The 26,689-nt window shown below is 40.3% G+C and carries 21 protein-coding genes; 5 read left to right on the forward strand and 16 right to left on the reverse strand.

Going from position 1 to position 26,689, the window contains the following annotated elements; translation table 11 throughout:
• Position 1 precedes the first annotated feature (1 nt).
• The 5 genes from pknB to priA all read right to left on the reverse strand — a co-directional run bounded on the left by pknB (position 2) and on the right by priA (position 7,916).
• Positions 2–2,146 (reverse strand): Stk1 family PASTA domain-containing Ser/Thr kinase, encoded by a 2,145-nt coding sequence (pknB, locus tag AWM74_RS01810; RefSeq protein ID WP_026466382.1) that lies wholly within the window; start codon positions 2,144–2,146, stop codon positions 2–4.
• The gene (locus tag AWM74_RS01815) at positions 2,146–2,949 is read right to left on the reverse strand and encodes a Stp1/IreP family PP2C-type Ser/Thr phosphatase (RefSeq protein WP_026466383.1); all 804 of its coding nucleotides are present in this window, start codon (positions 2,947–2,949) and stop codon (positions 2,146–2,148) included. The genes pknB and AWM74_RS01815 overlap by 1 nt, the downstream gene beginning before the upstream one ends.
• Positions 2,950–2,968: 19 nt before the next feature.
• Complete coding sequence (gene rsmB, locus AWM74_RS01820; RefSeq protein ID WP_034258283.1) at positions 2,969–4,417, reverse strand: 16S rRNA (cytosine(967)-C(5))-methyltransferase RsmB; 1,449 nt, start codon at positions 4,415–4,417, stop codon at positions 2,969–2,971.
• Complete coding sequence (fmt, locus tag AWM74_RS01825) at positions 4,407–5,390, reverse strand: methionyl-tRNA formyltransferase (protein WP_026466385.1); 984 nt, start codon at positions 5,388–5,390, stop codon at positions 4,407–4,409. The genes rsmB and fmt overlap by 11 nt, the downstream gene beginning before the upstream one ends.
• A 108-nt stretch (positions 5,391–5,498) precedes the next feature.
• Positions 5,499–7,916, reverse strand: coding sequence for a primosomal protein N' (gene priA, locus AWM74_RS01830; RefSeq protein ID WP_026466386.1), 2,418 nt, complete (start codon positions 7,914–7,916; stop codon positions 5,499–5,501).
• Between the two features lie 259 nt (positions 7,917–8,175).
• Between priA and guaD the strand changes: the two genes are divergently transcribed.
• Entirely contained in the window at positions 8,176–9,540 is a 1,365-nt protein-coding gene (guaD, locus tag AWM74_RS01835) for a guanine deaminase (protein WP_034258286.1), read from the forward strand.
• 164 nt (positions 9,541–9,704) lie between these two features.
• On the opposite strand, the gene rpoZ is transcribed toward guaD, so the two are convergent.
• Complete coding sequence (gene rpoZ, locus AWM74_RS01840; RefSeq protein ID WP_026466388.1) at positions 9,705–9,917, reverse strand: DNA-directed RNA polymerase subunit omega; 213 nt, start codon at positions 9,915–9,917, stop codon at positions 9,705–9,707.
• 2 nt (positions 9,918–9,919) lie between these two features.
• Entirely contained in the window at positions 9,920–10,549 is a 630-nt protein-coding gene (gene gmk / locus AWM74_RS01845) for a guanylate kinase (protein ID WP_034258289.1), read from the reverse strand.
• A gap of 291 nt (positions 10,550–10,840) precedes the next feature.
• Between gmk and AWM74_RS01850 the strand changes: the two genes are divergently transcribed.
• The gene (locus tag AWM74_RS01850; RefSeq protein ID WP_026466390.1) at positions 10,841–11,233 is read left to right on the forward strand and encodes a hypothetical protein; all 393 of its coding nucleotides are present in this window, start codon (positions 10,841–10,843) and stop codon (positions 11,231–11,233) included.
• 80 nt (positions 11,234–11,313) lie between these two features.
• Here AWM74_RS01850 and cls read toward each other — a convergent pair whose 3' ends face one another.
• The 6 genes from cls to rpsO form a co-directional block, all read right to left on the reverse strand.
• Entirely contained in the window at positions 11,314–12,762 is a 1,449-nt protein-coding gene (cls, locus tag AWM74_RS01855; protein WP_026466391.1) for a cardiolipin synthase, read from the reverse strand.
• A 111-nt stretch (positions 12,763–12,873) separates the two neighbouring features.
• Positions 12,874–13,479, reverse strand: a complete 606-nt coding sequence (locus AWM74_RS01860; RefSeq protein ID WP_026466392.1) for an energy-coupled thiamine transporter ThiT — start codon at positions 13,477–13,479, stop codon at positions 12,874–12,876.
• An 11-nt stretch (positions 13,480–13,490) separates the two neighbouring features.
• Complete coding sequence (locus tag AWM74_RS01865; protein ID WP_026466393.1) at positions 13,491–15,194, reverse strand: ribonuclease J; 1,704 nt, start codon at positions 15,192–15,194, stop codon at positions 13,491–13,493.
• Between the two features lie 189 nt (positions 15,195–15,383).
• On the reverse strand, positions 15,384–16,427 hold the full coding sequence (locus tag AWM74_RS01870; RefSeq protein ID WP_026466394.1) for an aspartate-semialdehyde dehydrogenase: 1,044 nt from the start codon (positions 16,425–16,427) through the stop codon (positions 15,384–15,386).
• Positions 16,428–16,933: 506 nt separating this feature from the next.
• Positions 16,934–19,042, reverse strand: coding sequence for a polyribonucleotide nucleotidyltransferase (gene pnp / locus AWM74_RS01875; RefSeq protein WP_026466395.1), 2,109 nt, complete (start codon positions 19,040–19,042; stop codon positions 16,934–16,936).
• Between the two features lie 210 nt (positions 19,043–19,252).
• Positions 19,253–19,522 (reverse strand): 30S ribosomal protein S15, encoded by a 270-nt coding sequence (gene rpsO, locus AWM74_RS01880; protein WP_003142464.1) that lies wholly within the window; start codon positions 19,520–19,522, stop codon positions 19,253–19,255.
• 205 nt (positions 19,523–19,727) lie between these two features.
• Between rpsO and AWM74_RS01885 the strand changes: the two genes are divergently transcribed.
• Positions 19,728–20,423: a phosphatase PAP2 family protein gene (locus AWM74_RS01885; protein ID WP_026466396.1), complete on the forward strand. Its 696-nt coding sequence runs from the start codon at positions 19,728–19,730 to the stop codon at positions 20,421–20,423.
• A 107-nt stretch (positions 20,424–20,530) separates the two neighbouring features.
• Here the strand turns inward: AWM74_RS01885 and uvrB are convergent, their stop codons facing one another.
• The gene (gene uvrB / locus AWM74_RS01890; RefSeq protein WP_026466397.1) at positions 20,531–22,525 is read right to left on the reverse strand and encodes an excinuclease ABC subunit UvrB; all 1,995 of its coding nucleotides are present in this window, start codon (positions 22,523–22,525) and stop codon (positions 20,531–20,533) included.
• 103 nt (positions 22,526–22,628) lie between these two features.
• Between uvrB and AWM74_RS09575 the strand changes: the two genes are divergently transcribed.
• Both AWM74_RS09575 and rpsT read left to right on the forward strand, forming a co-directional pair.
• On the forward strand, positions 22,629–22,760 hold the full coding sequence (locus AWM74_RS09575; protein WP_256379456.1) for a hypothetical protein: 132 nt from the start codon (positions 22,629–22,631) through the stop codon (positions 22,758–22,760).
• 195 nt (positions 22,761–22,955) lie between these two features.
• Positions 22,956–23,204: a 30S ribosomal protein S20 gene (rpsT, locus tag AWM74_RS01895; protein WP_003143716.1), complete on the forward strand. Its 249-nt coding sequence runs from the start codon at positions 22,956–22,958 to the stop codon at positions 23,202–23,204.
• A gap of 109 nt (positions 23,205–23,313) precedes the next feature.
• On the opposite strand, the gene holA is transcribed toward rpsT, so the two are convergent.
• Both holA and AWM74_RS01905 read right to left on the reverse strand, forming a co-directional pair.
• A complete protein-coding gene (gene holA, locus AWM74_RS01900; RefSeq protein ID WP_026466398.1) occupies positions 23,314–24,348 on the reverse strand; it encodes a DNA polymerase III subunit delta in 1,035 nt (344 codons plus the stop codon).
• A 10-nt stretch (positions 24,349–24,358) separates the two neighbouring features.
• Entirely contained in the window at positions 24,359–26,689 is a 2,331-nt protein-coding gene (locus tag AWM74_RS01905) for a DNA internalization-related competence protein ComEC/Rec2 (protein ID WP_081665672.1), read from the reverse strand.

A 26,689-nucleotide genomic window follows, 5' to 3' on the forward strand; every position in this document is an offset into this window, starting at 1 on the left:
GCTAATCTTCTACATTTGAACTTTCACGTTGGCTAGATGATGAACTAGCACTCGATGATGAACTTGACGATGAAGAACTTGAGCTGCTTGAACTACTATTAGATGATGAACTTGATGATGAGCTATCATCGTCTTCGTCGTCATCATCGTCATTGGATGATGAGCTTGAGGATGAGGATGAAGATGAAGAGCTTGAACTTGATGAACTAGATACTGGTTCCGGTCCATCAGACATCACAATATATAATTCATCTCCAGCTACAAATTCCGTACCTGGTGTAATTGATTGAGAAATCATAACACCATCCGGTACCCAACCTGAATATTGTGAATCAAATGAAGCAACTAAACCATTTGATTCAGCATATTGTTGAATTGACGCTCTATTCCATCCAGATAGATCGGCCATCGTAAAGGTTTCAACACCCGCAGAAACAACAAAGTTAATAGTTGTCTCACCAGGTATGACTGCTTCACCTTGTTCGATAGATTGACTCATGATGTCGCCTACTTCAACTGAATCAGAGTAGTCTTCTTCTTGGGTGACGGTGAAGCCTAATGCCGTTAATTCTTCTTCAATTTTCGTAAATGGTTGCCCAGTGTAATCCTTTAATTCATACGGTTCAGGACCTTGCGAAATATTGACATCGACTTCCGTATCATGTTTAACTTCTGTGTTTGCTGATGGACTTGAGTTGATCACACGACCCGCTTCAATTTCTTCATCATATACTGCTGTTACATCTCCTAGAACTAAATCTAAGCTTTCTAAAGTTAAGGATGCCTCTTGCTCTGTCATACCCGCTAAGTCAGGTACGGTAATATTGTGGCCTGCCATATAGTTATAACCTAGGAAAGCAATCAATAGGAGTCCGACAATGATTCCTGCAATAATGGCCATTGGCTTACGACTTTTCGGCTGTTTATTACTTGGTTTCCCAGGATTTTTATTGGGATTACTTGTTGGCTTGTTGCTACCGCCCTGATCGGTACCATCACCACTAGGACTTGGATTTGCTTGTAAATCGCTAACACCTGCAGCCGTTCCTGCACCCGCTAAGGCCGCTCCAGCTAAACCAGCGCCTGCAGCCAAACCAGCCTTATCTGCAATATCGTATTCATCTGAATCATCTAAAAGAGTACCTTCAGCATTTTCATCGGTTGCATCCGGTTCTGCATCGTCATCAACAGCTTTTTCACCAGCTGCCATTAACTGTTCTTCATCAGACTCTGCTAGACGCATTTGATTTTCGATATCTTCCTTGGCCATGACAATCGTTTCATTGGCCATGTTAGCTGGAATAAATACGGGCTCATTTTTCCGGTTATCAGAAAAGACCGTTTCTAAGTCGTCGATCATTTCTTGTGTAGTTTGGTAACGTGCAGATGGTTCCTTAGCTGTCGCTTTGGCTACCACATTGATTAAACTTTGTGGGGCATCATCCCGGTAAGCTTCGATTGGTGGTAGTGGTTCTTGGAAATGTTTTAAGGCAATTGAGACGGCTGATTCACCGTCAAATGGTACACGGCCTGTTAGCATTTCAAATAAAACGACCCCTAATGAGTAAATATCTGAAAGACTTGTTGCCATTGAACCACGCGCTTGTTCTGGTGATAGATAATGGACTGAACCAATAATCGAATTGGTTTGGGTGATACTTGTTTCAGAAGTCACCATAGCAATCCCGAAGTCCATAATTTTAATCGTACCATCGTAGTTGACCATAATATTTTGTGGTTTTAAATCACGGTGAACAATACCAATATCATGGGCAGCTTGAACACCTGATAAGATTTGAATCATCAAGTTTTGGATGATATCCACTGGAATTGGGTGGTTTTCACGGATATAGGCTTTTAAGTCCATTCCGTCCACATATTCCATCACGATAAACTTGCCTTCTTCGTCTTCACCCACATCAAATAAACTGACTACGTTTGGGTGGTTCAATTCAGATACAGATAGGGCTTCGCGCTCAAATCGTTTGGTGGCATCCATGGCATCTGTTTTCCCTACACGCAAGAATTTGATGGCTACATCGCGCTCTAGAATAGGGTCATAAGCAAGGTATACATCCGCCATACCACCTGAACCAATATGGTTCACAATTTTATAGCGTTCATCAATGATTTGACCAGATTTCATTAGAATTCACCCCTTTCATTTTCAATTTCATGTTCGAATGTTTCTTCCTTTTTTAAATTTGCTGGTGTTCTATGTGCGACAACCACCGAAACATTGTCTCGGCCTCCATGGTCGTTGGCAATAGCAATTAATTGGTCAGCTTTCGCTTCAATAGTGAGTCTTTCATCACTCAAAATGGCCATGGCCTCTGTTTCCTCAACCATATCGGTTAATCCATCTGAACATAATAGTAAAGTTTCATCTACTAAAAAGTCTACAACATCAATATCTACATCAACGTCAGCAGCAATACCCACTGCCCGAGTCACGATATTCTTTTGTGGGTGAACCTGAGCTTCTTCTTTAGTAATCATATCCATATCTAATAATTCTTGGACAAAAGAATGGTCTTTGGTAATCTGTTTAAGCGCATCCGCTTGATGAATATAGATACGTGAATCCCCTACATGGGCTAAAACCACTTGTGCCAAATCTTCTAATGGTACAGCTGCGACGATTGTTGTACCCATACCTGATAAATCATGATATTGGTTGGCTTTTTCAAATATATGGGCATTGGCAGCTTGGATTTGATTAGTCAACCATCCAGAAATGATATTGGCGTCCGTCATGTTTTCAGTGCTTTCCCAAGCATTTCCTACATGATAAATAGCCATTTCTGAAGCCACGTCTCCCGCGTTGTGGCCACCCATCCCGTCACAAAGCAATAAGATTGCTGCTTGGTCTTGGTTGTAAAAAACGCCTACTTGGTCTTGGTTTTGTTTTCGTTCGACACCGACATCAGTTTTGCTTGCGATTTCCATGTATGCTCACTTTCCTTCGCTAGTTTTTTTCAAAGCTGGCGATAAAGAAACCGTCAGACATATAGGTATGCGGTAGGATTTCAATTGTTCCATCTGCTCCTATTGACTGATCAAGATTGTCTCGCCAATGTTTAAATGACTTCAATGTTAGGTCAGGATGTTGGTCTAAAATGGCTTTGACCACATCTTCATTTTCTTCTCTTGTAATTGTACATGTAGAGTAGGTAATCACGCCACCCTTTTTCAATAATGGTAATGCTTGGTTCATAATTGTTACTTGAATGTCATGTAAGGCATCCAAATCTTGCAACGTTTTGTGGTATTTAGTATCTGGTTTACGGCGGAATAGGCCCACACCTGAACATGGTGCGTCGACTAAAATCTTATCAAAGCTTGTCGGTTCGCTGCCATTTTCTCCAAAACGGTCTAACAAGGTAGTCGCGTCTTGATGGAGAATTTCCACGTGGTCAGCTACCTGCATCCGGTCCACATTTTCTTGAATCAAAGGTAATTTATTTTCTGCTATATCACAGGCAATCACATGCCCAGTTCGGCCAACTGCTTCAGCGATTTGCACAGTTTTTCCACCCGGTGCGGCACAAGCGTCAAGAACCGTTTCCCCTGGTTTCGGGTTTAAAGCCTCTACAGCTAGAAGTGCTGATTCATCTTGAATGGTAATTTCCCCGTTCATAAATAAGGATGAATGGGCTGGATTCCCCTTAGTTACCCGTAAGGCAAATGGTGACAAAGGACTAGGCGCTACTGTAAAACCTTCTGCTTCTAATATCTCTTGATATTCGGTCATTTTTTCTGTGTTTAGGTTATTAAATTTATTGTTGGCACGTACCGTAATAAAAGGCGTTTGATTGAGTGAATTAGCCAATTTTTCGGCTTCGTCTAAACCAAAACGGTCCACAAAATAATCTACCCATACAGGGGGTAATGAGGCCTCTAGGGTTAACTTCTCTCTTGGATTTTCTTTGGTTTGGATAAAATCGGCCATTGTTTCATAACGTCTGGTGAAATTCCGTAAGACCCCGTTAGCGAATTTAGCCAAGGTCTGATTGCCTCGTTTGCGGACAATTCTGACTGCTTCATCAACAACCGCATAATTTGGAATATTATCTAAATAATACATTTGGTAGGCCGAAACAATGAGTAAAGACCAGACCCATGATTTCACTTTATTGGGCTTGGCTACAAAATCACGGACAAAAGCGTCCAATGTATAGTAGTTTTGAACAGACCCATAAACCAGGTTAGTATAGAGGTTACGGTCTGCTTCGGCCACAGCTTCTTCAGTTAACACCCGGTTAACTTCTTGGTTGATGAAGTGGTTGTGGCGGATAATTTGATTAACTGACTCCATCGCTTGAAAACGAGCAGATAATTTTAGAGGTGTTTGGTAGCCCCCACTATGACCGCCGTTACGGGCATTTGACCCTGGTTCTACTTGATTATTCTCCATCTACATCGTCCTCCACTTGGTCAAAGCTATCGCCGACCGCTAAGTTACCGGCCCCACCGTTAATGAAGGCTGCAACGTCCATTTTTTTCTTACCTGCTGGTTGTAATTGTTCAATATCTAGAACGGTTTTATTCCCTGTTGCTACCCATAATTGAGCCGGTTTCTTTTGAATTTTGACAATTGTGCCTGGTTTTTCGTCAGTCGATTCTTCTTTGACTGGTGCTACCTGCCAAATTTTCCACCGTTGACCATCCACTTTTGTATGGGCAACTGGCCAAGAATTAAAGGCCCGGACTTGGTTGTCAATTTGCTGTGCTTCTTTACGCCAATCAATTTGTTCTTGTTGGCTGGTAATATTTGGGGAAAATGTCGCTTCTTCCTCAATTTGAGCTGTCGGTGTAATTTCGCCCGCGAATAATTTTGGCAAAGTATCCATCAACAAGTCAGTCCCTGCAACGGATAGTTTGTCGAACATAGTGGCAACGGTATCGTCACTTTCAATTGGGACTACCACTTGGGTTAAAATGTCCCCTGCGTCCATTTTTTTCACCATTCGCATGATGGTCACGCCTGTTTCCTTATCACCATTCCATATAGCATAGTGCACTGGCGCGCCCCCGCGGTATTTCGGTAGTAATGACGCGTGGACGTTGACTGCCCCTTCTTTTGGCGCCTCTAATATACTCGTCGGTAAGAATTGACCAAAGGCTGCAGTGACGATTAAATCAATGTCCTCAGCTAATAAGTCTTTGATTTCTTGGTCCCGGCCGATTTTTTCCGGTTGGTAAACTGGAATATCGTGTTTTAAAGCCGCTTCTTTCACTGGTGATGGTGTTAATTTCCGTTTGCGCCCTACTGGACGGTCTGGTTGCGTCACAACCGCAGCCACTTCATATTCGTCACTTTTTTCGACTAGTGCTTCTAATATATTCACTGAAAATGCGGGTGTCCCCATAAATACAATTCTTTTCAAATGTGTCTCCTTTAAATAAATCCTGTGCTTTCTTCCTATTATACCATTATTTCAATCTGAGATTTACTCCGATCAGTGTCAGATTTAGCTTGAAATTACTAGCCATTTTTACATGAAGGTTTGTGGGTCTACGTCGATGGATACGTAAATTTTGTCTTTTGACCAATCTTGGGCCTTTTCTTGAATTTCTTGCAAAACTGCTTGGATGGCCTGGTTGCCTCGGTGCTGGTACAAGAGTTGGTAATAGTATTGATTATTAATTCTGGAAATGGTCGACTGAGCGGGACCAATCACCTTAGTTGCTTGAATATCGGCCCGCTGTAAAATTGCAGCCACCTTAGCAGCCGTCGCTTGCGTTGTATGGTCGTCAAAATTAGAAATGGTAAACCGAACGGTAAAATAATACGGCGAATACTGGTTGAGTTTCCGGTATTGCATTTCCGTTTGATAGAAACGGTCATAATCATGATCTTTAGCCAAGGTTAAGGCATAATGGTCAGGATTATAAGTTTGAATGAAGACTTGCCCGTCCAGATCCCCGCGGCCTGCCCGTCCTGACATCTGGGTCAAGAGCTGGAAAGTTCGTTCAGCTGCCCTAAAATCTGGCAGATAGAGTGTGGTATCTGCATTGATAATCCCTACTAAAGTGATATTTGGAAAATCCAGCCCCTTGGCAATCATCTGGGTACCTAGTAAAATATCTGCTTTTTTATCAGCAATTTGCTTTAATATCCGTTCATGACTCCCTTTACGCCGGGTGGTATCCATATCCATCCGAGCCACGGTTTTATTCGGGAACAGCTCATTAATTTCTTGTTCCACCTTTTCTGTCCCCGTACCAAATTCACGTAAGTGGGTTTGACCACAATCTGGACAACGTTGCGGCCTGGCCTCGTTATAGCCACAATAGTGACACTGCAACTGTTTGTCATGATAATGGTAAGTCAGTGATACATCACAATTTGGACATTGAAAGGTATAACCGCAGTCTCGGCATTGCATGAAATTGGCGAAACCACGACGGTTTAACATCAAAGCAACCTGTTCGCCTCGGTCCATTGTAGCCTGCATTTGGTCACGTAATTGCCGTGAGAATTGATAGTAATTTTTATGTTTAAATTCTTCACGCATATCAATAATTTCAACAGGCGGTAGTGGCTTTTGATTTGACCGTTCCGGCATTTCAAGTAGTTGATAAACCCCATTTTGGGCTCGTGCTCTAGATTCTAGACTAGGGGTTGCTGACCCTAGGATAACTGGCGAATGGTGGTAAGCTGCCCGCCATTTTGCCACTTCCCTTGCATGATAACGAGGATTATCTGACTGTTTGTAGGTAGATTCATGTTCTTCATCTAAAATAATCAAACCGATATTGTCTAATGGTGCAAATATAGATGACCGAGCTCCAACGGCGATTCTAGCTTGACCTTTTTTTAATTTGCGCCACTCATCAAAGTGTTCCCCTGTTGATAATTGACTATGCAAGACCGCTACTTGGTTCCCAAAGCGACTTTTCAACCGGTTGACCATTTGCGGGGTTAAGGAAATTTCTGGCACTAGTAAAATAGCCTCTTTATCTTTATCTAAGGCTTCTTGAATCAGTTGCAGGTAGACCTCAGTCTTCCCTGACCCTGTTACCCCTTGCAGTAAGAATACCCGGTCTTCTTGTTTATCCATGGCTTCTTTTACAGCATTAAAGGCAGCTTCTTGTTGGGCTTGTAAGGATAACTTTTCTGATTTTTCAATCGCAATATCTGCATAGGGATCACGGTTAACTTGTTGGTCGTAAAGTTTTAACCAACCTTTTTCTGCCCCTGATTTAAGCGTAGCTGTGTGGAGGTCAAACTCGTCCCTCAGGTATTTAGCAGGTACTTTCTTACCGTCCAGCTCCATTAACACTTCCACCAAGGCAAGTTGCTTCTTAGCTGTTTTTCGAATGCTGGTGACTTCTTCCTCTAGTTGGTCAAAGTCCATCAGTGGTTGTACCCATTTTTCCGTTTTATAGCGTTTACGGTCTTCTACCCGATAGTCTATGGACAGGTGACCTTTGTTTTTAAGGGCTATCAACTCGGTGAGAATTCCCCTTTTTTCGGCTTCAGACCAGGCGATTTCACTGAGGTCATCAAAGTATTGCTGATGGTCCAGATAGAAAATTTCAGGGGTTGGCAGGAAGAACTTTTCATAATTTACCTTGAGCAAGTTAGGCAGCATGGTATGGTAGGCTTCAACTAAGAAACAAAAGTTTTGCTTGGCCATATCCTTACCTAATTGCAACATCTCTTCACTTAATACTGGTTCGTCATCTAAAAGTGCGGTAAGCGGCTTCAATTCGCCTTCAAAATCAGCCTCGGTTTTAACTGGTGAAATGACATAACCCAAGAGGTTACGACTGCCAAATGGGACTTGTACCCGCATGCCTGGTTGAATAATATTCACCATTTCTTCAGGGATTTGGTATTCAAAAGGATGGTCCGTCTGCATGGTGGGGACGTCCACGATCACTTCTATAACATTTGCCTCAACCATTCCAGTCGCCTCCTTCATCGTATTCATCTACCTATTGTATAGTAATTGGTTAGAATTTAACATTAATTGCCTGTGGCATACATTTTCGCTTTTGCTTTGTATATTTGTTCGTTAATTCGTACTATTTACAAGTCAACCCTAAATATTTTGAAATATCGTAGTTCATTTGCGAACATTTAACCTTAAATCTATTTACTTGTTCGTTAATTTATCTTAAAATGAGAAAGAAGGAAATATTTTTATTTAAAGGGAGCACAATATGATTGGATTAGAAAAAGCCATTTTAGCCACTTATTTTCATACGCCAGAACATGGTCAACTGACATACCAAGAAGACGCACTGATAACCATCAACCAAGATGGGGTCATCGACCGAATTGTCCCTCAAGATGACGGTGACTACCAACCGCTAATCGCCTTATTTGAAGAACGTGGCACTTTAATTCGTCTAACAGACGGCCAATATTTATTACCTGGCTTTATCGACACCCATATCCACGCACCCCAGTGGCCTCAAGCAGGGATTGCTTTAGACGCCCCCTTGGATGTTTGGTTAAATGAACACACTTTTCCACTAGAGGCTAAATATAAAGACATTGACTTCGCGATAGAAGTTTACACAGACTTAGTGGCGACCTTACTCGCTCGTGGCACCACTACTGCCCTTTATTTCGGGACTATTCACAAAGAATCGTCATTTGAATTGGTTAAGATTGCTGCAGAAAAAGGTCAACGCGCCTTAGTTGGTAAAGTAGTTATGGATGACCCACAAGGTAACCCTGACTTTTACCGAGATGCCTCAACTGAGATTGCCCTACAAGAAACTGAAGAATTTATCCAAGAAGTGCGTGCCTATGGTAAGGACGTCATTCAAGGCGTCTACCCTGTTGTCATGCCCCGCTTTGCCCCCTCTTGTACTGACGAGGCCTTAGCTGGTTTAGGGGCACTAGCTCAAAAATACGACACCCACGTCCACACTCATTGTAGTGAAGGCCAATGGGAACATGATTTTACTTATAAACGCTTCGGTAAAACTGACACAGAAGCGCTTAGAGACTTTGGTTTATTCGGTAAAAAATCAGTTATGGCCCACTCTAACTTTATCAATGACGATGATGCTGCGATTTTTGCAGAAAACCAAACAGCGGTTGCCCACTGCCCTATTTCTAACGTTTATTTTGCTAATAGTATTATTCCCATTAAACACCTAAAAGAATTAGACGTACAAGTTGGCTTAGGAACAGATATTTCCGGTGGCTTCTCACCGTCTCTATATGACGGGATTAAACAAGCCGTGATGAGCTCACGTCAATTAGAAGACGGTGTTAATACCCATTTACCGCAAGCCAAACGCGGTGTGCCAGATTCTCGCATTTCTGTTGTAGAAGCCTTTTCTCTTGCTACACTTGGTGGTGGTGAAGCCCTTGACTTACCAATTGGTTTAATCAAAGAAGGCTATGCTGCTGATTTCCAAGTAATTGATACCACAGCCAAGGATAATCGTATCCAAGGATTTGGTGTCTTTGAAGACCTAGGACAAACGTTTGAAAAGATCCTATACCTAGCTAACCAAGCCAATATCCAACAAGTATATGTTCAAGGCAAATTAGTCTCTGAAAAATAATATTCAATTGATGATAAGAGGTATGACCGTTTTGATGGTACACCTCTTTTTTTGCGTATTTCATTAGCTAAGTCACCTCACATATCTAGATTGAATTAGCAAAAAAACCAAGCAACGGAAAGCTACTTGGCTTAATGAAGTTTATATTTTTCTAAAAATGATAATTAGCTTTGCGATAATGAGTCTGGATCAATCACTAAGTCATTAGAAGCGATTTCTTCTAAAGCTTGTCCTACATATTTAGGTGATTGGTATTCATTTAACATCGGATTCTTCTCAACCTGTAATTCAGTTGCGCGTTTTGCAGCAATGGATACTAGTGAGTATTTTGAATCGATGCGGTCTAATAATTTGTCAATTGATGGATAGATAATCATTATTATTCGTCGCCTTCCTTTAAGTAATTTTCTACAATATCGTCGATAAAGCGGTCTGTCTTTAAATGCTCAGCATTTATGATGGTTTGAATACGTTCAACTGCTGAGTCTACATTGTCATTTTCAACAACATAGTCGTATTGCGTAACCAATTGTAACTCTTCTCGTGCTTGATGCATCCGTTTCTCAATGACTTCTGGGGCGTCGGTACCACGGTTAACTATTCTAGATTCTAACTCATGCATAGTCGGTGGTGCAAGAAAAATGAATACACCATCTGGCATACGTCGCTTAACCTGCAATGCACCTTGAACCTCTATTTCAAGGAAAACATCCTTACCTTGTTCTGTCATTTCTTCAACGTATTGAAGGGGTGTTCCATAGTAGTTGCCTACATATTCAGCATACTCCAACAAACGTTCGTCTTCAATCATACCTTCGAATTTGTCGCGTGATACAAAGAAGTAGTCTTTACCATCTACTTCGCCCGGACGTGGTTGTCGGGTTGTTGCAGAAACTGAATAATAAAACTGATCATGATTTGTATCAGTCTCGAACAGCGCTTGTCGCACTGTTCCCTTCCCCACTCCAGAGGGACCGGATAATACAACTAATAGTCCTTTCGATTTCATAGAACACCTTTCACCCTTCACATTTTTATATAGCATTAATAGTACCACAAATTTAAATATTTTTCTCAAAGACCTGAAGATTTTCTTTAATGTTCGGATTAATTTTCAATTAGAATCATACCATATTTAAGCTTCTGAGTAAAAAAGTGAACAGATGTTCGCAAAAAGACTTGCATACCGAACGGACGTTCTTTATAATATAAATTGTAAAGCGAACAAACGTTTGCTAAATCAAGTTACGTTACTACGTACCCATCGTTCTGACCACTGTTCAATATAAGGAGGCTTATCATGCAAAACCCATTATCTTATCAATCAATCCGTAATCTATTCATCCCAGTTGATCCAATGTTGCTTGAAGCTGAACAATCTAGCCAGTCAAATATCCTTTCTTTCAATAGTGAAGAGCGCAAAGCGAAAAAGGAAAGCAACGTATTGACAACTATTATGCCAATCAAAGACATAATCAAACACATTAACTATTCAAACGAATTAGGTGAACCCCTATATATTACCGTTACTCGTCAAATCGGTTCTATGAACACCAAAGATATTTTATTTGGTATCTTCCGGTCAAAATATACAGATAAAGACATTATCCTATTTGAAGATGTTGATAATGATGTTATGCGCATCATCAAAGTCGATGAAATCATGGCTGTTCGTTCAGTTTACGCCGATTAAATTAATCATCGTTATCACCAACAATTCCATAACACCGCAAAAACCAGCTAATCAGATAGCTGGTTTTTTTCTTTTGCCTATTATAAAACTGGTGAGAACAATCTCGAGAACCCTTGACGGAATTTCTTCCATTTTGTTTGGTTTTCGAAATGGTCCATGTCGACTTGAGTTGATTCTTTTAAATCATTTTTGAAGATTCCTTCTAATTGGGTAACGACTTTGCGGTCATACACAAAGGCATTGATTTCAAAGTTCAAAGCGAAGCTTCGAATGTCAAAGTTAGCAGTCCCAACGCTGGCAACATGACCATCTACGCATACTGTTTTGGCATGTAAGAACCCATCTTCACGGTATTTATGTACGTGAACACCAGCTGGCAGTAAGGATTTTACATAGTATTCAGTTGCTCGATATACTAATGGGTGGTCAGGTTTTGATGGAATCATGATGTGGACTTCCACACCTGATAAGGCTGCCATCTCAACTGCTTCAAAGACGGCTTCGTCTGGAATAAAGTAAGGCGTTTGAATATAAATATACTCTTCTGCAATATTAATCATCTGCAGGTAACCCATTTTTATTTGGTCTGACTCTTCATCTGGTCCAGATGAAACAATTTGCATGGCTGTTTCACCATTTACTTCTGGGTCTGGGAAATATTCATGGTCAAAATCACTTGGTTTAGCTTTCTTAGAAGCAAACCAGTCTACCATAAAACGGCTTTGTAAGGTTTTGACGGCATCTCCTGTAATCCGAAAATGGGTATCACGCCAATAACCTAAAGGTCCTCTACCAACATATTCTTTGGCAACATTAAACCCACCAACATAACCAACTAAACCATCGATTACAACAATCTTACGGTGATTACGCCAATTTAGGCGAAAATTAAAAATAAAGAAGGGACTTTTTGAGAAGAAACTTTCAAACTGTACCCCTGCTTCTTCCATTCTTTTAACAGAATCTTTACTCAATAAACGACTTCCCACTGCGTCAGCCATCAATTTGACCTCTAATCCCGCTTCGGCCCGGTCAATTAAGGCTTCTACTACCCGCATACCCACTTCATCATCAGTAAAGATGTAGTATTGGACATGCACTGAATCTGTTGCGGCATAGATATCCGCAACTAGTCGGTTCATTTTTTCTTGGCCTGAAATAAAGATTTCGACATGATTGTTTTCAGTCAAGATTGAATAGTCACTCTTAAACAAGACACGCATCATTTTTTGAATACCACGCGGATAATGGTCAACATTTTTCTGTTTACCATCTTTATTTAAATACTTTTCTTTTAGACCATTTAAACCATAAATTTCTTGGTTACGAATCCTAAAGATATTTTGGTCGGAAATCTTTCGACCAACAAAATAATAAATAATAAAACCAATACCTGGTAATAATATTAGCACCAATAACCAAGCCCAAATAGTCGCCACAGGACGATCTTGTCTAAGGACGGTAATAACTGCGGCGATGGTATTTAACACTAAAAGAATTAAAATCCCATAAAAAATATATAAACCCATGTTTTCCCCTTTTTAAAAGTAAAAGAGCAAACAAAATGGTCGATTGAAAATGCCAAGGACTAGTTGTTTGCTCTTACTTACTATTTATTGTTACAAGATATGATGAACGAGTTAGTCATTCAATAAACGCGAACGTTCTTTGCGCGAAATATATGGCGTATTCTTTGGAATCCAATATTTCGATGAAATGTTTAAGATAATTACTAGGATGACTAAGGCTAAGGCTAAGTTAGCCAAGAATGACCATAACATACTCATCGCATATGTACCGTCAGCCACTTGACCAACATTTAGCACATATTGATTAAAGATAAATTTTAGGATGAAGAATGCGGCAAAAGTCATAACTGTCCCGGTAATTAGGTTTAGGTATACACTAGACATACGGCGGTTAAATAAAGTCCGCTGTAAGTTTCGGGCAAATTTACCTGATAACCCAACCATAGCTGTTTGGATTGCACTAGCCACTAGCACCATCCACTCTGTTTGTACATTCTCTACTTGTAAATACCCCACTACTGCTCCAAGTACTGCACCAGCGATAAAGCCTGCTGTTGATCCTCTTCTATATGAATAGAAAACCAATAGGGTTAATGAAATCGCTACGGTAATATTGTAACTTGTAATGGTTACTGGGAAGATACTTTCAATTAATAAAGCCAGGATGACAAATAATAATCCTTCAACCCAGACTACTAATTTTTGTGACGCGTTCATGCCGGACCCCCTTAGTTTTGTTTCCCTTTTTTCTTATCTTTTTTGTCAGGATGGTAGTTTGAAGCTTCCATAATGACTGGTAAAATCATCGGACGGCGTTGAGTTTCACTATATAATTTCTTACTTAGCGCATCACGGATGTCACCTTTTAATTTAGACCATTCAAAGTTCTTGTCTTTAAGATTTTCCTCAGTCACTTCAACGACAACGTCTTTTGCTTCATCTAATAAGGTTTCAGAAGCCTTCATATAGATGAAACCACGAGAAATAATTTCTGGACCAGATAAGATTTTACCTAGACGACGCGAAATAGTTAGGACAACTAAGAAAATACCATCTTCAGATAAGATACGGCGGTCGCGAAGAACAATATTGCCAATATCTCCAACACCTGATCCATCAATCAATACGTTTGAAGCTGGTACGGCACCACCGATATGGATATTGCCATCTTTATAGGTCAAGATATCCCCTTTGTCTAATAAGAAGACATTCTCTTCTGGAATACCTACCTCTGTTGCCAAGTGTTTGTGGGCAGACATTAGACGGTATTCACCTGAAATTGGGACCACATATTTAGGTTTCAATAAGCTGATCATTAATTGTAAGTCTTTTGGACTTGCATGACCACTTGACGCATACGCCTGAGCTAATTCAACCACTTCACCGCCTGCACGGTAAACATCGTTTTTCGTTTCTGCTACCACTTTTTCCATATCATAAGAAGGTGTTGTCACAATAATGACCTTATCACCATCTGTAATGGATACATTTGTGTGGCGACTTGAGGCCATTTTTTGTAAGGTTGTTAACGGTTCACCTGATTTTCCAGTTTCTAGGAAAATAATTTCATGATCTTCAAAACGGCCAAGGTCTTTCAAGTTGGCAATCAAGTCTTTTGACGGAATCGATAGTTTGCCTAAGCGAATAGCTACGTCAATAATTTCTTCCAATTCAGTATCATCTAAGAAAACACGACGCCCCAGTTTACTTGCAACATCTAAAACTTGTTGAATACGCATTAAGTTTGAAGCCACCGCCGCAACGATAACACGACCTTTAGCATTACGCACTTCCTTCAACAAACCTTGTTCAATTTCAATTTCAGTGGCGTTGGGTCTCATATTTTCTGCTGCATTGGAATCTGATAGTAAGGCGAATACACCGTCACGACCAATTTCAACAATACGAGAAAAGTCTGTTTTATATGAATCTGAAACTGTCATATCAAACTTGAAGTCACCTGTATAAACGATTGAACCTTCTGGTGTAGAGACTTCAATCCCTACTGATTCAGGTACAGAGTGGGTAGTTTTAAAGAATTTGATCACGACATTACCAAAATCAATTTCATTATCTTCTGAAATAATATGGAAGTCTTGATAATTCTTCAAGCCAATTTTCTTCGTTTGAATTTTCGCTAATTCAATCGTTAATTCTGTACCAAATACGGGTACTTGAATATCTTTTAATAAATACGGTAAAGCACCAATAGCATCCGCATGGCCGTGGGTTAAAAATACCCCTGCTACACGGTCTTGGTTTTCTTTTAAGTATGTAAAGTCTGGAATCATCATATCGATTCCTAATAATTCATCTGGTGGGTATACAAGACCACAGTCTAAGACATAGATTGCTTCGTCAACTTCGACTAGGTACATGTTTTTCCCGTTTTCACGGACACCACCCAGAGCGATGATATTAATATCACTCATATTATTGCCTCCTAATATATTGGGTTTATTTTTATAAAGTCTGGATGCACGCTAAATAGTTAGTGCAGCCTGTATCCAAGCTGACGCAAATTGTTAATCAGATCGGATATATTTTTTACTCAAAAAAAGTGCGGTGCAATGACGCTTCGCCACATTGCCCGCACATCGCTAGCTTAAGTATAACATAAACTAGATTAATTTATCAGCTACCATTTGTTCTGCAATCTGAATTGAATTCAATGCGGCACCCTTCCATAAATTGTCAGAAACAACCCACATATGGAATCCACGTGGGAAGTCTAAATCTTTACGGATACGGCCAACAAATGTTTCCGTTTTCTTCTCAGCATTTACTGCTTGAGGGTAAAGTTGTTGGTTGATATCATCTTCCAATACAACACCAGGTGCATCTCGTAAAACATTTTGGATATCTTCAAGTGTCACGTCATCATTATCTACTTCAAAGTAAACAGACTCTGAGTGACCGTAAACAACCGGTACACGCACACAAGTCGCTGATACCCCAATCGTCTCATCACCTAAGATTTTTTTGGTTTCATTGGTCATTTTCATTTCTTCATAAGTATAGTGGTTATCTTGGAATTTATCGATTTGCGGCAATACGTTGTAAGCCATTTGATAATGTTTCTCATCACCACCAACTGGCAAGATGCCAGGTGTTTGAATATCATTACCTGCTTCAATATCCCGATATTGTTGACGCATTTCTTCAATAGCTGTCGCCCCTGCACCTGATACCGCTTGGTAAGTAGACACGATCACACGGTCTAATCCAAAGGCATCACGGATTGGATTTAAAGCCACAACCATTTGGATTGTTGAACAGTTAGGGTTAGCAATCAAGCCATTATGATTTTTCAATGCTTGTGGGTTTACCTCTGGCACTACTAATGGCGTATTTTCATCCATACGGAAGGCAGATGTATTATCAATGACGACTGCACCAGCATCAATGGCTGCTTGGCTAAATTCGACTGTACGGTCTCCACCAGCTGAGAAGAAGGCAATATCCACACCTTCAAAAGCATCCTTCGTCAATTCTTCAACAACATAGTTTTTATCGCCCACCGGTAATTCTTTACCTGCTGAACGCGCTGATGCTAATAACTTAATATTTTTTACTGGGAAATTTGCTTTTGCAACTAAGTGACGTAATTGTTCCCCAACTGCACCTGTTGCCCCGACAATTGCTACATTATACTCTTTTGCCATAATTGATTCATCCTTTTATTTATATTCGATAGTATTCGTATTCGCTGTTTCATTTTATCAGAGCTTAGCCTTTTTCTCAATGAAAATGACAGTATTATGAAATAAAAATGAGAAAACACTCAATTAATATAAAAATTATCTGTTACCCTTCTTCAGTTTGCACGATTAACAATTTAATAGTCTTCACCCTTATTTAGTCCATATCATGAGAATAGAAAAAGTATCAGTATTTTGATTTATTCACTTTTCTTAGAAGTTAATCTCTTCAAATTCATTACTTCCCTATAAATATTCAACACCGTTAGCACATCAAAATTTTCTCTAAACTATGTAAATGTAGCACAACATCAACCTCATTTTGTTTGAATGGCATCCTGAATAGTCGAATTTTTGGTATTTCAATTGATGACGTTTATTGATGATACTGGACCTATTTTTCTTCATCCCTATAAAAAAAGGCACCCAGTAAAAAAACTGGATGCTCTCTTATATAAAATATCTGAATATTATTCGGCGTCTAAACCTTTCATTGTCAAGTTGATACGACCACGGTTGTCGATTTCTGTCACTTTCACGCGGACTTTTTCGTCCATTGACACTACGTCTTCCACATTATTGGTTCGTTCTTCTTGCAGTTGAGAAATATGCACTAAACCATCTTTACCTTTAGCGATCTCAACGAAGGCACCAAATTTTTCAATGCGTTTGACAGTTCCTTCATACACTTCACCTGCTTGAACTTTCAAGGTCAATTCAGCAATAATTTCTTTCGCGCGTTTGATCATTGCCGCATTATCTGAAGCGATATTCACGCCACCTTCTTGATCGATATCAATTTTAACACCTGTTTCATCGATAATTTTGTTGATGGTATCCCCACCTTTACCGATAACCACTTTAATGTCATCTGGATCAATTTGCATTTGCTCAATTTTTGGTGCATAAGGACTTAATTCAGCACGTGGTGCGTCAATTGCAGTCGCTAAATGACCTAAGATTTCAACACGCGCTTTATGCGCTTGGTCTAAAGCTTCACGTAGAATTTGTTCCGTGATCCCTTTAATCTTGATATCCATTTGTAAAGCCGTAATACCGTTTTCTGTACCGGCTACTTTAAAGTCCATGTCACCTAAGTGGTCTTCTAGACCTTGGATATCGGTTAAGACTGTATAGTTTTCTTCGTCTTCATCCATGATTAGACCCATAGCGATACCAGCAACTGGGGCTTTAATTGGCACACCTGCGTCCATAAGGGCTAAAGTACCCGCACAAATAGATGCTTGTGATGATGAACCGTTAGATTCTAATACTTCAGCAACTAAACGAATTGCATACGGGAAGTCTTCTTCACTTGGCAATACTTCGTTTAAGGCGCGGTAACCTAAAGCACCGTGACCAATTTCACGACGGCCAGGTGAACCGTAACGACCGGTTGAACCTACTGAGTATTGAGGGAAGTTGTAGTGGTGCATGAAACGTTGGGTAACATCACCTGATAAACCATCAATACGTTGTTCTTCAGATAAGGGTGCTAATGTCGCTACTGATAAGGCTTGAGTTTGTCCACGAGTGAATAAACCAGAACCGTGTGTACGTGGTAATAAGCCAACTTCTGAATCTAAAGGACGAATTTCGTCAATTTTACGACCATCAGGACGAACTTTATCGTCAGTAATTAAACGACGAACTTCTTTATATTCTAATTGGTGAGCGATTTGACGCACTTGGTCCATTAATGTCGCAACATCTTCATGTCCTGCATATAATTCGCTGTAGTGGTCGATAATCGCTGCTTTAACCGCTTCGATATTTTCTTCACGTTCCAACTTGTCAAAAGTTTGGATTGCTTCAACCATTTGTTGATTGTATTGTGCTGTTACTTCAGCAACCAACACATTGTCCGGTGTATTTAATTGGACGTCCATTTTTTCTTGACCAACTTTTTCACGGATTTCGTCTTGGAAGTAGCATAATTCACGGATTGATGTGTGACCAAACATTAAGGCTTCAAGCATTTCTGTTTCAGATAATTCTGCAGCTGAAGACTCTACCATGTTGATGGCATCTTTAGAACCAGCAACAATTAACTCTAAATCAGATTGTGCTTGTTGTTCTACAGTTGGGTTAATCACCAAATCGCCATTTACACGACCAACATTTACCCCTGCAATAGGACCATCGAAAGGAATATCTGAGATTGTTAAGGCTGCTGATGAACCAAACATTGCGGCCATTTCTGGTGAACAGTCTGGATCTACTGATAAAACAGTATTAATCACTTGCACTTCATTGGTAAACCCTTCATCAAACATCGGACGGATAGGACGGTCAATCAGACGTGCTGTTAATGTTGCATGTTCGCTTGGGCGACCTTCACGTTTAATGTAACCACCAGGAATTTTCCCTACTGAGTACATTTTTTCTTCATAGTTTACTTGTAATGGGAAGAAGTCTTGTCCTGGCTTAGCTTCTTTTGCCCCTACTACGGCAGTTAATACGACAGTATCTCCGTAACGAACCAATACCGCTGCATTGGCTTGTTTAGCTACCTGACCGTATTCGATCGATAATGGGCGGCCGGCCCAATTCATTTTAAACACTTGCTTTTCTTCCATGTTCTAACATGCTCCTTTATTTGCATACTGCCAACAAGTTTGCTACTAAACAAATTTCTAAGATCAAGCCTTGATACTCACAAATTTGCATAGTAGTGAACAACTGTTGGCGCTTTTATTCCATACTAGTTTATTTTCCTATAAAAAGGGTTAAAAATCAACAAAAGCGAGACACAAAAGTATCCCGCTTTAAGATCATATTTATAAGAATTAACGACGTAAGCCTAATGCTTTGATTAATTCACGGTAACGTTGAACATCTTTGTTACGTAAGTAAGCTAACAAGTTACGACGGTGACCAACTTTTTTCATTAAACCACGGTAAGAATGGTGGTCTTTTTTGTGCGTACGTGCATGTTCGTTAAGAGAGTTGATATCTTCAGTTAAGATAGCGATTTGTACCTCTGGGCTACCAGTATCTCCTTCGTGACGTGCAAATTGTTGGATTAATTCGTTTTTACGTTCTTTTGAAATTGCCATGTGACAACACCTCTTTCATAATATTCGCCGTAAACTGCGACAAGCGTTGGTGATTCAACTCGCGAAGTAAACGGTCATCTGACATTATACACATAATCAACTTATAATGCAAATGGATTCTCCAAAAAATCATCCGCCTTTATTCCCTTGCGAAATGTTCATACAATATATACAATAAAGATTAATATCAACATGGAGGCAAGCAATGAAAAAAGATCCAATTCAACCTTATTTAATAGCATCCGCCATCACCGCAATACCCTTTATTTTAATCTGTTTAACAGCAATGATTGACGTTGATTTTTTGACAGTAATCGACCAAAGTATTGGCCAACATCTCTATCAATGGGGTCCAGCGCCTTTTACAACGTTTGTACAATCTTTCACCCTCATTGGTAATGCCCAAGGAATCATTCCTCTCACATTGATTATTGCTGGTATTTTCTACTATATTAGTCGAAAATGGCAAATATTACTGTGGATAGTTTTCACTATTCTAGTTGGCGCTGGCCCTGTTGTTGCGCTAATCAAAAATATTATTCAAAGGGCGCGCCCTTCCTACGTGCCGCACCTTGTTGACCAAGGAGGCTACTCCTTCCCTTCTGGACACGCAACTGGTGCAGTACTAGCATGGGGAACCCTAGCTTTCTTAACTTGGTATTATTTTAAAGATAAGTATCCAAAGATGATGCCCTACTTAATTGGCTTTACCATCTTCATGGTGGTTGCCATCAGTGCATCTCGCTTATACCTTGGCGTCCACTATCTATCTGATATTATCGCCGGTTGGTCTATAGGCGCTACTTGGTTAATCCTTTGCTTGAATTACTTTAACCTTTTTATAGCAGATAGAATAGCATTGGAAGATGAAGTAAAGGATAATAACTTAAAAGAAAAATAGTCAAAGAAAAAGGCACCGCCGACAAAGCGATGCCTTTTTTGTTATTAAAAATCTTCTGAAATATCGAACGCAAGCTACTCTTACTTTATAGTTAAGATAAGTAATAGCTATTTCTTCATTTCTGCTTTTAATTCCATAATAATGTCACGCAATTCAGCCGCTTTTTCGAAGTTTAAGTCCTTAGCAGCTTGTTTCATTTCTAATTCCACATTCCGTAAAGCTTGTTCTCTGTCATCCCGTTTTAAAGCCCGTAATTGTTCTGTTAAGGAATTACTCATTTCTTCAGAATTCACGTGGGTAATCCGAATAGCATCACGAATTTCTTTCTTGATTGTTTGCGGTACAATCCCATGTTCCTTGTTATAAGCTTGTTGGATAGCACGACGACGGGCCGTTTCATCCATTGCCCGGCGCATAGAGTCGGTGATACCATCTGCATACAGAATTACATGCCCATTTTGATTACGTGCTGCCCGTCCAATAGTTTGGATCAGCGACCGTTCATTACGCAAGAATCCTTCCTTATCCGCATCTAATATCGTGACTAAGGATACTTCAGGTACATCTATTCCCTCACGCAATAAGTTAATCCCAATCAATACATCGAATACACCTAGACGTAAGTCACGAATAATTTCTGTACGTTCTAACGTCTTGATATCAGAATGCAGATATTTCACCTTAATGCCCACTTCTTCCAAGTAGTCGGTCAGGTCTTCTGCCATTCGTTTCGTTAAAGTGGTGATAAATACCCGTTCTTCACGTTCAATTCGGTCATTAATCTCACTAATAATGTCATCAATTTGACCTTCAATTGGACGAACTTCCACAGTAGGATCAAGCAGGCCGGTTGGTCGAATGATTTGTTCTACAATGTCATCTTCGCCTGCTTTTTCTACTTCATAATCCGCTGGTGTTGCGGATACGAATAGTGTCTGGTTTAATTTTCCTTCAAACTCTTCTAATTTTAATGGTCGGTTATCCAAGGCTGACGGTAAACGGAAACCATGGTCAATTAAAACTTGTTTTCTAGCCTTATCTCCGTTATACATTCCGCGCACCTGTGGCATTGTCATATGTGACTCATCCACCATTAATAAGAAATCTTCTGGGAAGAAATCAAGCAAGGTATATGGTGCTTCCCCAGGTTTACGTCCATCCATATGACGCGAGTAATTTTCGATCCCGTTACAGTAACCCATTTCAAGAAGCATTTCGATGTCATACCGGGTACGTTGTTCTAGACGTTGCGCTTCAAGCAACTTCCCTTCATCATTCAACTCTTTCAAACGATCTTCTAATTCAGCCTCAATTGATTTAACTGATTTCTCTACTTGTTCATGGTCAACCACAAAGTGAGTCGCCGGATAAATGGGATAATGTTCTACTTCAGACTGGACTTCACCTGTTAAAGCATCCACTTCTCGAATTCGGTCAATTTCGTCACCAAAAAACTCCACCCGAATCGATGAAGAATCATGAGATGATAAGAAAACATCCACAATATCCCCGCGCACACGGAAAGTCCCACGCTGGAAGTCGATATCATTTCGTTCATATTGATTTTCAACTAAGCGACGCATAAAGGCATCACGAGATAATTCCTGTCCTTGTCTAACAGAAATCACGTGGTCACGGTATTCAGCTGGGTTTACCAACCCATAAATACAAGAAACAGAAGCCACCACAATCGTATCTCGTCGCTCCAAAATAGAAGACGTCGCCGAATGACGCAACTTATCAATCTCATCATTCACTGAAGCAGATTTTTCAATATAGGAGTCGCTCGACGGCACATAAGCTTCTGGTTGGTAGTAGTCATAGTAAGACACAAAATATTCCACCGCATTATTCGGGAAGAACTCTTTTAATTCCCCATATAATTGCCCAGCAAGTGTCTTATTATGCGCTAATACTAAAGTCGGTCGGTTGGTTTGCGCAATCACATTTGCCATGGTAAAAGTCTTCCCAGTCCCCGTACCACCTAATAAAACTTGCGCCTTATCGCCAGCCTCCACTTGTTCCACAATTCTTCTGATGGCTTCCGGTTGGTCCCCACTCGGTTCATATTCCGAAACTAAATCAAATTGGTTTATCATCATGAACCTCTCTTCCTTTTAAAATACACAATTACATACCCTAATATTATACCATCTAAGTGATTAAAGCCGAAACCTTAACACTTGGAAAAAGGGGGTTCGCGACTTGGCTGACGGCCCAAGTGAAACAGGTATCAGTTTTCAAAATCACCAGCCTTTTTTCCTTCCCAATGCCAATAAATTTTTGAACAAAATCCTTTTACAAGAGACAAGTCATATTCTTGATGGTATCTATTAGCTCGCTATTTCCACCAAGTTTGATCTGTCCAAGACATTTTCCCTTGTGAATACATAAGACATTATCACTTGTTTATAACAGGTTAGATAAGACTCATTAAATTTACCTTGACTTATCTCTTATTATTTCTGTATAATATTGTCTGTTAGTGACAAGTTCACTTTTATAATTTTGACAGGAAAGTGGGTGTTTTTAATGCCAAATATTGAATCAGCAATCAAACGTGCTCGTCAAAACGAAACTGCTAACGCTCGTAACAGCGCGAAAATCGCTTCTGTACGTACAGCTGTTAAACGTTTTGAACAAGCTGCTGCAGAAAACGCAGACAACAAAGACGAGTTATTCCGTAACGCTTCTAAAATGTTAGATCAAGCTGCTAGCAAAGGATTAATCCACGCTAACAAAGCTGCTCGTGAAAAAGCTCGCTTAGCTAAAAAAGCATAATCGACCTTGGTAAATGGTGTTACCAAAACCGATCATTATAAAAAGCAGGAAAATGACGTACGCATTTTCCTGCTTTTTTTTGTTGCCTGTTTTTTCTCATATATATGTCTTAACTAGCTGCCTTACCTGAACAAAAGTCTAAAATAAACCACTCAATCCCAAGATGCTGGTCTACTTTCCCCTGTTTAATATCAAAGTCTAATTCAATCAACTTCATATAACCTACCATAAGTAAATTCGGCGAATAAGGATGAATCGATTGGCCAGCCATTTTAATCCGGTATGGATGAACGCCAATCGTTTCAGCCATTGATCCCTGGTCGTAACCCGCTTTCTTCAATTGGATAATTTGCGTATACAAGTGGAAGTTTGACTGGAGTAAACCAAGAATTGCGATGGGTTGGTTTTTCTGTGCGATTAGTTCGCGGTATAACCTTAAAGCAGCGGCTGAATCTTGACGCATAATATGGTCCGTCAGATGGAAGATATTGTCATCCAATGACGGTGTCACCAACAAGTCAACATCTCGCTGGTTGATCCTTTTCTCGTCCCCTACATATAAAATCAACTTGTCCATCTCACGAATGGACTGGGTAAGCTGGTAATTGGTCCGTTTCAAGAATAGGGCCATGGCTTCTCTGGTCATATCGACGCCTTCTGAAGCCACGTACCGCTGCATATAGTCCTTCACTTGAGGTTCGGCCATGACAGAGGTATCCACAAATGTAGCTTTCTTCTTGAGTTGTTTCACAATTTTCTTCCGGCCATCTAAAGATTCGTAATCAGCCACAATGACTAAAACCACATCATCAGCTGGATTGTCCAGGTATTCGAGTAAGGACGCGTCATCCTGCTTGATGGCATTCTTCTTCTGTGACCCCGTTAAAAAAGCTGGTTGCCGCATTAAAATCAATCTTGGTTCATTGAAAAATGAAATGGTGTTGGCTTCAACCATGACGTCCGCCAAGCTATCTTCTTCCATATCAAAGGACATGTAATTCATGGCGTTGGCGTCTTCTTGTAAGTACTGACCTTCAATGGCCGTTAAAAACCGGTTGATTAAGTAGGTTTCAGGGCCTTGTAGTACATATATGGGGTCAATTTGCCCGTTATTTAGCGCCTGTAATGCCTTTTGTAATTCCATAACCTACCTCCTAATTTAATTGCACACTGTCTATTTTAGCGGATTTGGGCCAATAAATATAGTGGACAGCACCCATTGTATCCGTCCGGTATATTTTTGTTTGATTGGCTTCTAAATCAGCCACCACCCGGTCAGCTGGATGGCCATACCGGTTGTCCTTACCCACTGAAATCCAAGCGATTTTTGGGTCAGTCCTCTCGATAAAGTCAGCTGGCGTTGAATGGTCTGATCCGTGGTGAGCCACTTTTAAAATATCAACCGGTAGACTCGGGAGCGCATTTTCAGCTGCCCCATCAATATCTCCTGTAAATAGAAAGTCATGAAGTCCTATTCTACCATATAAGACTAAAGAATCCGCATTTTCTCCTGCACCTGATTTATCCGGCGCTAAAACCTGTAAATTGGTTTTTTGGTCAAGGGCCACCTGGTCTCCAGATTTGAGCCAGATAATCTTCATTATAGGATTTTTCCCCGCCTCGATTGCTTCCTGCAAGGTAGTTAAGGATTCTGTGTCCGCGTCCATTCCGATTGGTAAATATAAGGTTTCAATTTTAAAGGCCTTGGCAATTTCACCAAATGATCCGATATGGTCGAAGTCTCCGTGAGTTAAAAACACCCCATCGATCGTCCTTGTCCCCGCTGCTTTAAGCGCTGGAATTATTTGCCTTTCAGCGACACTTTCACTGTCCCGTAATTGCCATGATTTGGATGGATCTTGGTCAGCTAAAAGTGTAGTGAAGTTGATTTTCCCCGCTAAATCGATTAAATAGACCTTTCTTTGGTAAGGCATTTCTAGGAAAAAGGTATCCCCCTGCCCAATCGCCAGCATGGCTACTTGCCCGTATCTGTGTAAATAAGGGTTCAAATACAGTAAAACTAAGCTAAGCGCTAATAGTCCGTGCAAGCTTTTACTGATTTTCGCTTTGGAAAGGTCTGCTAGATACATGAGTAAAGTGACCACAAAAAATACCAAGACAGCAATTTGTGGCCTACCCGTCACCCACTGAAACCAAGTCCATTTTTCAGCGAATAGAGCTAACATTTCTTTTCCCTCAATCAAATAGGCTAATCCAGCTTGTAGCCAGGTGAAATAAGGGCCTAAGCCGATGATTTGAATGAGTAAAATCATAAGGAGTCCGGGAAATAAAAAGGTGGCGAATAGCCAGGAGTAGCCGTAATTTAAGATAAGGGACATCCAGGAGAATTCAAAGTAGGTCATGGTTAAAAAGGGAATGGTGACTAAACTACAGATGAAACTTTGCCAGATTTCGACTTGTAGAGAGTGCCGGCATTTGGCTTGGATAAATTTTCCGGTAAATAAAATGGTATAGGACAAGGCATAGGTCAACTGAAAGGACAGGGTAAAGATAATGCGTGGGTCTATCATTAGGAGTAAAATCATGGACCAAGAAGTGCCTACGAGTGACGAAGGTTGCCCGCCCCACCGCTTCTGGAGGACGTTATAGGTATAGGCTACAAAGGACCGAATCATGCCGTAGGGCCAACCTAAAAAGACGGTATATATGAGTAGGATGGCAATGGCGAAATAATCAAAAGATTCTACTGTGATGCCTAATCGAAGAAGGATTTTCTTGAAGAAAGTTAAGAAATACTGGACGTGAAAACCGGAAATCGAAAACAAATGTATCAGCCCAATCGCTTGATAAGCGTCTAACACTTCCCCTTCAAGGGCATCCATTTCATTGAAAAAGAGAGACAAAGTATAAGCTGATACGGTCGGATTTTGAATGGTCCCCAGCCAATTGATTATGGCTTGTCTTTGGTTGGCTAACCAATATTGACCGTGATTCAAATCCCCATTAATGTTAATTGCATCCGGTGACATAATCCAATAAATATCCTGCCGTTTTAAATAAGTCCGGTAGTTAAACAGGTGAAAATTTTGGTTTTCATCGGCCATTTCCAAAGTACCCGTGATTACAGCCCGAAATGATTGGTATTTGTCTAACCAAGCTTTTGGGTCCACTTGTTCGTCCAGCATATAAAATACTTGCACCTTTTCATTTTGTCCGTTTAAACGCGTAGTCCCTTGAAAAGACAAGAGGTTACCTTCAACTTTTACATCAGTGATGGCCACGTCCATAACCAATTCTTCTTCTGACCCAGTTAAGACACTGTGTCGGCCAGCATCTTGATATAAAAAATAAGTACCGAGTAAACAATGTACAAACACTAGTTGTAGCAGAAATTTACCCTCTTTTAAAGCAAGCACCCGGACCATAAATAAGCCATAACAAAGCCAGGCCCAAGGACTATTGGTCAGGGCTACAACGGCAAGTAGGAGTATTCCTAAACTATGGAGGACTAACTTATATTGCAT

It is taken from the genome of Aerococcus urinaeequi, from assembly GCF_001543205.1.
Taxonomy (GTDB): Bacteria; Bacillota; Bacilli; order Lactobacillales; family Aerococcaceae; genus Aerococcus; species Aerococcus urinaeequi.

What these genes read in the sequence shown, in the direction of transcription:
- pknB (WP_026466382.1), bottom strand. Translation starts at nt 2,146, where the DNA reads ATGAAATCTGGTCAAATCATTGATGAACGCTATAAAATTGTGAACCAT.
- AWM74_RS01815 (WP_026466383.1), bottom strand. Translation starts at nt 2,949, where the DNA reads ATGGAAATCGCAAGCAAAACTGATGTCGGTGTCGAACGAAAACAAAAC.
- rsmB (WP_034258283.1), bottom strand. Translation starts at nt 4,417, where the DNA reads ATGGAGAATAATCAAGTAGAACCAGGGTCAAATGCCCGTAACGGCGGT.
- priA (WP_026466386.1), bottom strand. Translation starts at nt 7,916, where the DNA reads ATGGTTGAGGCAAATGTTATAGAAGTGATCGTGGACGTCCCCACCATG.
- guaD (WP_034258286.1), top strand. Translation starts at nt 8,176, where the DNA reads ATGATTGGATTAGAAAAAGCCATTTTAGCCACTTATTTTCATACGCCA.
- rpoZ (WP_026466388.1), bottom strand. Translation starts at nt 9,917, where the DNA reads ATGATTATCTATCCATCAATTGACAAATTATTAGACCGCATCGATTCA.
- gmk (WP_034258289.1), bottom strand. Translation starts at nt 10,549, where the DNA reads ATGAAATCGAAAGGACTATTAGTTGTATTATCCGGTCCCTCTGGAGTG.
- AWM74_RS01850 (WP_026466390.1), top strand. Translation starts at nt 10,841, where the DNA reads ATGCAAAACCCATTATCTTATCAATCAATCCGTAATCTATTCATCCCA.
- cls (WP_026466391.1), bottom strand. Translation starts at nt 12,762, where the DNA reads ATGGGTTTATATATTTTTTATGGGATTTTAATTCTTTTAGTGTTAAAT.
- AWM74_RS01860 (WP_026466392.1), bottom strand. Translation starts at nt 13,479, where the DNA reads ATGAACGCGTCACAAAAATTAGTAGTCTGGGTTGAAGGATTATTATTT.
- AWM74_RS01865 (WP_026466393.1), bottom strand. Translation starts at nt 15,194, where the DNA reads ATGAGTGATATTAATATCATCGCTCTGGGTGGTGTCCGTGAAAACGGG.
- AWM74_RS01870 (WP_026466394.1), bottom strand. Translation starts at nt 16,427, where the DNA reads ATGGCAAAAGAGTATAATGTAGCAATTGTCGGGGCAACAGGTGCAGTT.
- pnp (WP_026466395.1), bottom strand. Translation starts at nt 19,042, where the DNA reads ATGGAAGAAAAGCAAGTGTTTAAAATGAATTGGGCCGGCCGCCCATTA.
- rpsO (WP_003142464.1), bottom strand. Translation starts at nt 19,522, where the DNA reads ATGGCAATTTCAAAAGAACGTAAAAACGAATTAATCCAACAATTTGCA.
- AWM74_RS01885 (WP_026466396.1), top strand. Translation starts at nt 19,728, where the DNA reads ATGAAAAAAGATCCAATTCAACCTTATTTAATAGCATCCGCCATCACC.
- uvrB (WP_026466397.1), bottom strand. Translation starts at nt 22,525, where the DNA reads ATGATGATAAACCAATTTGATTTAGTTTCGGAATATGAACCGAGTGGG.
- rpsT (WP_003143716.1), top strand. Translation starts at nt 22,956, where the DNA reads ATGCCAAATATTGAATCAGCAATCAAACGTGCTCGTCAAAACGAAACT.
- holA (WP_026466398.1), bottom strand. Translation starts at nt 24,348, where the DNA reads ATGGAATTACAAAAGGCATTACAGGCGCTAAATAACGGGCAAATTGAC.
- AWM74_RS01905 (WP_081665672.1), bottom strand. Translation starts at nt 26,689, where the DNA reads ATGCAATATAAGTTAGTCCTCCATAGTTTAGGAATACTCCTACTTGCC.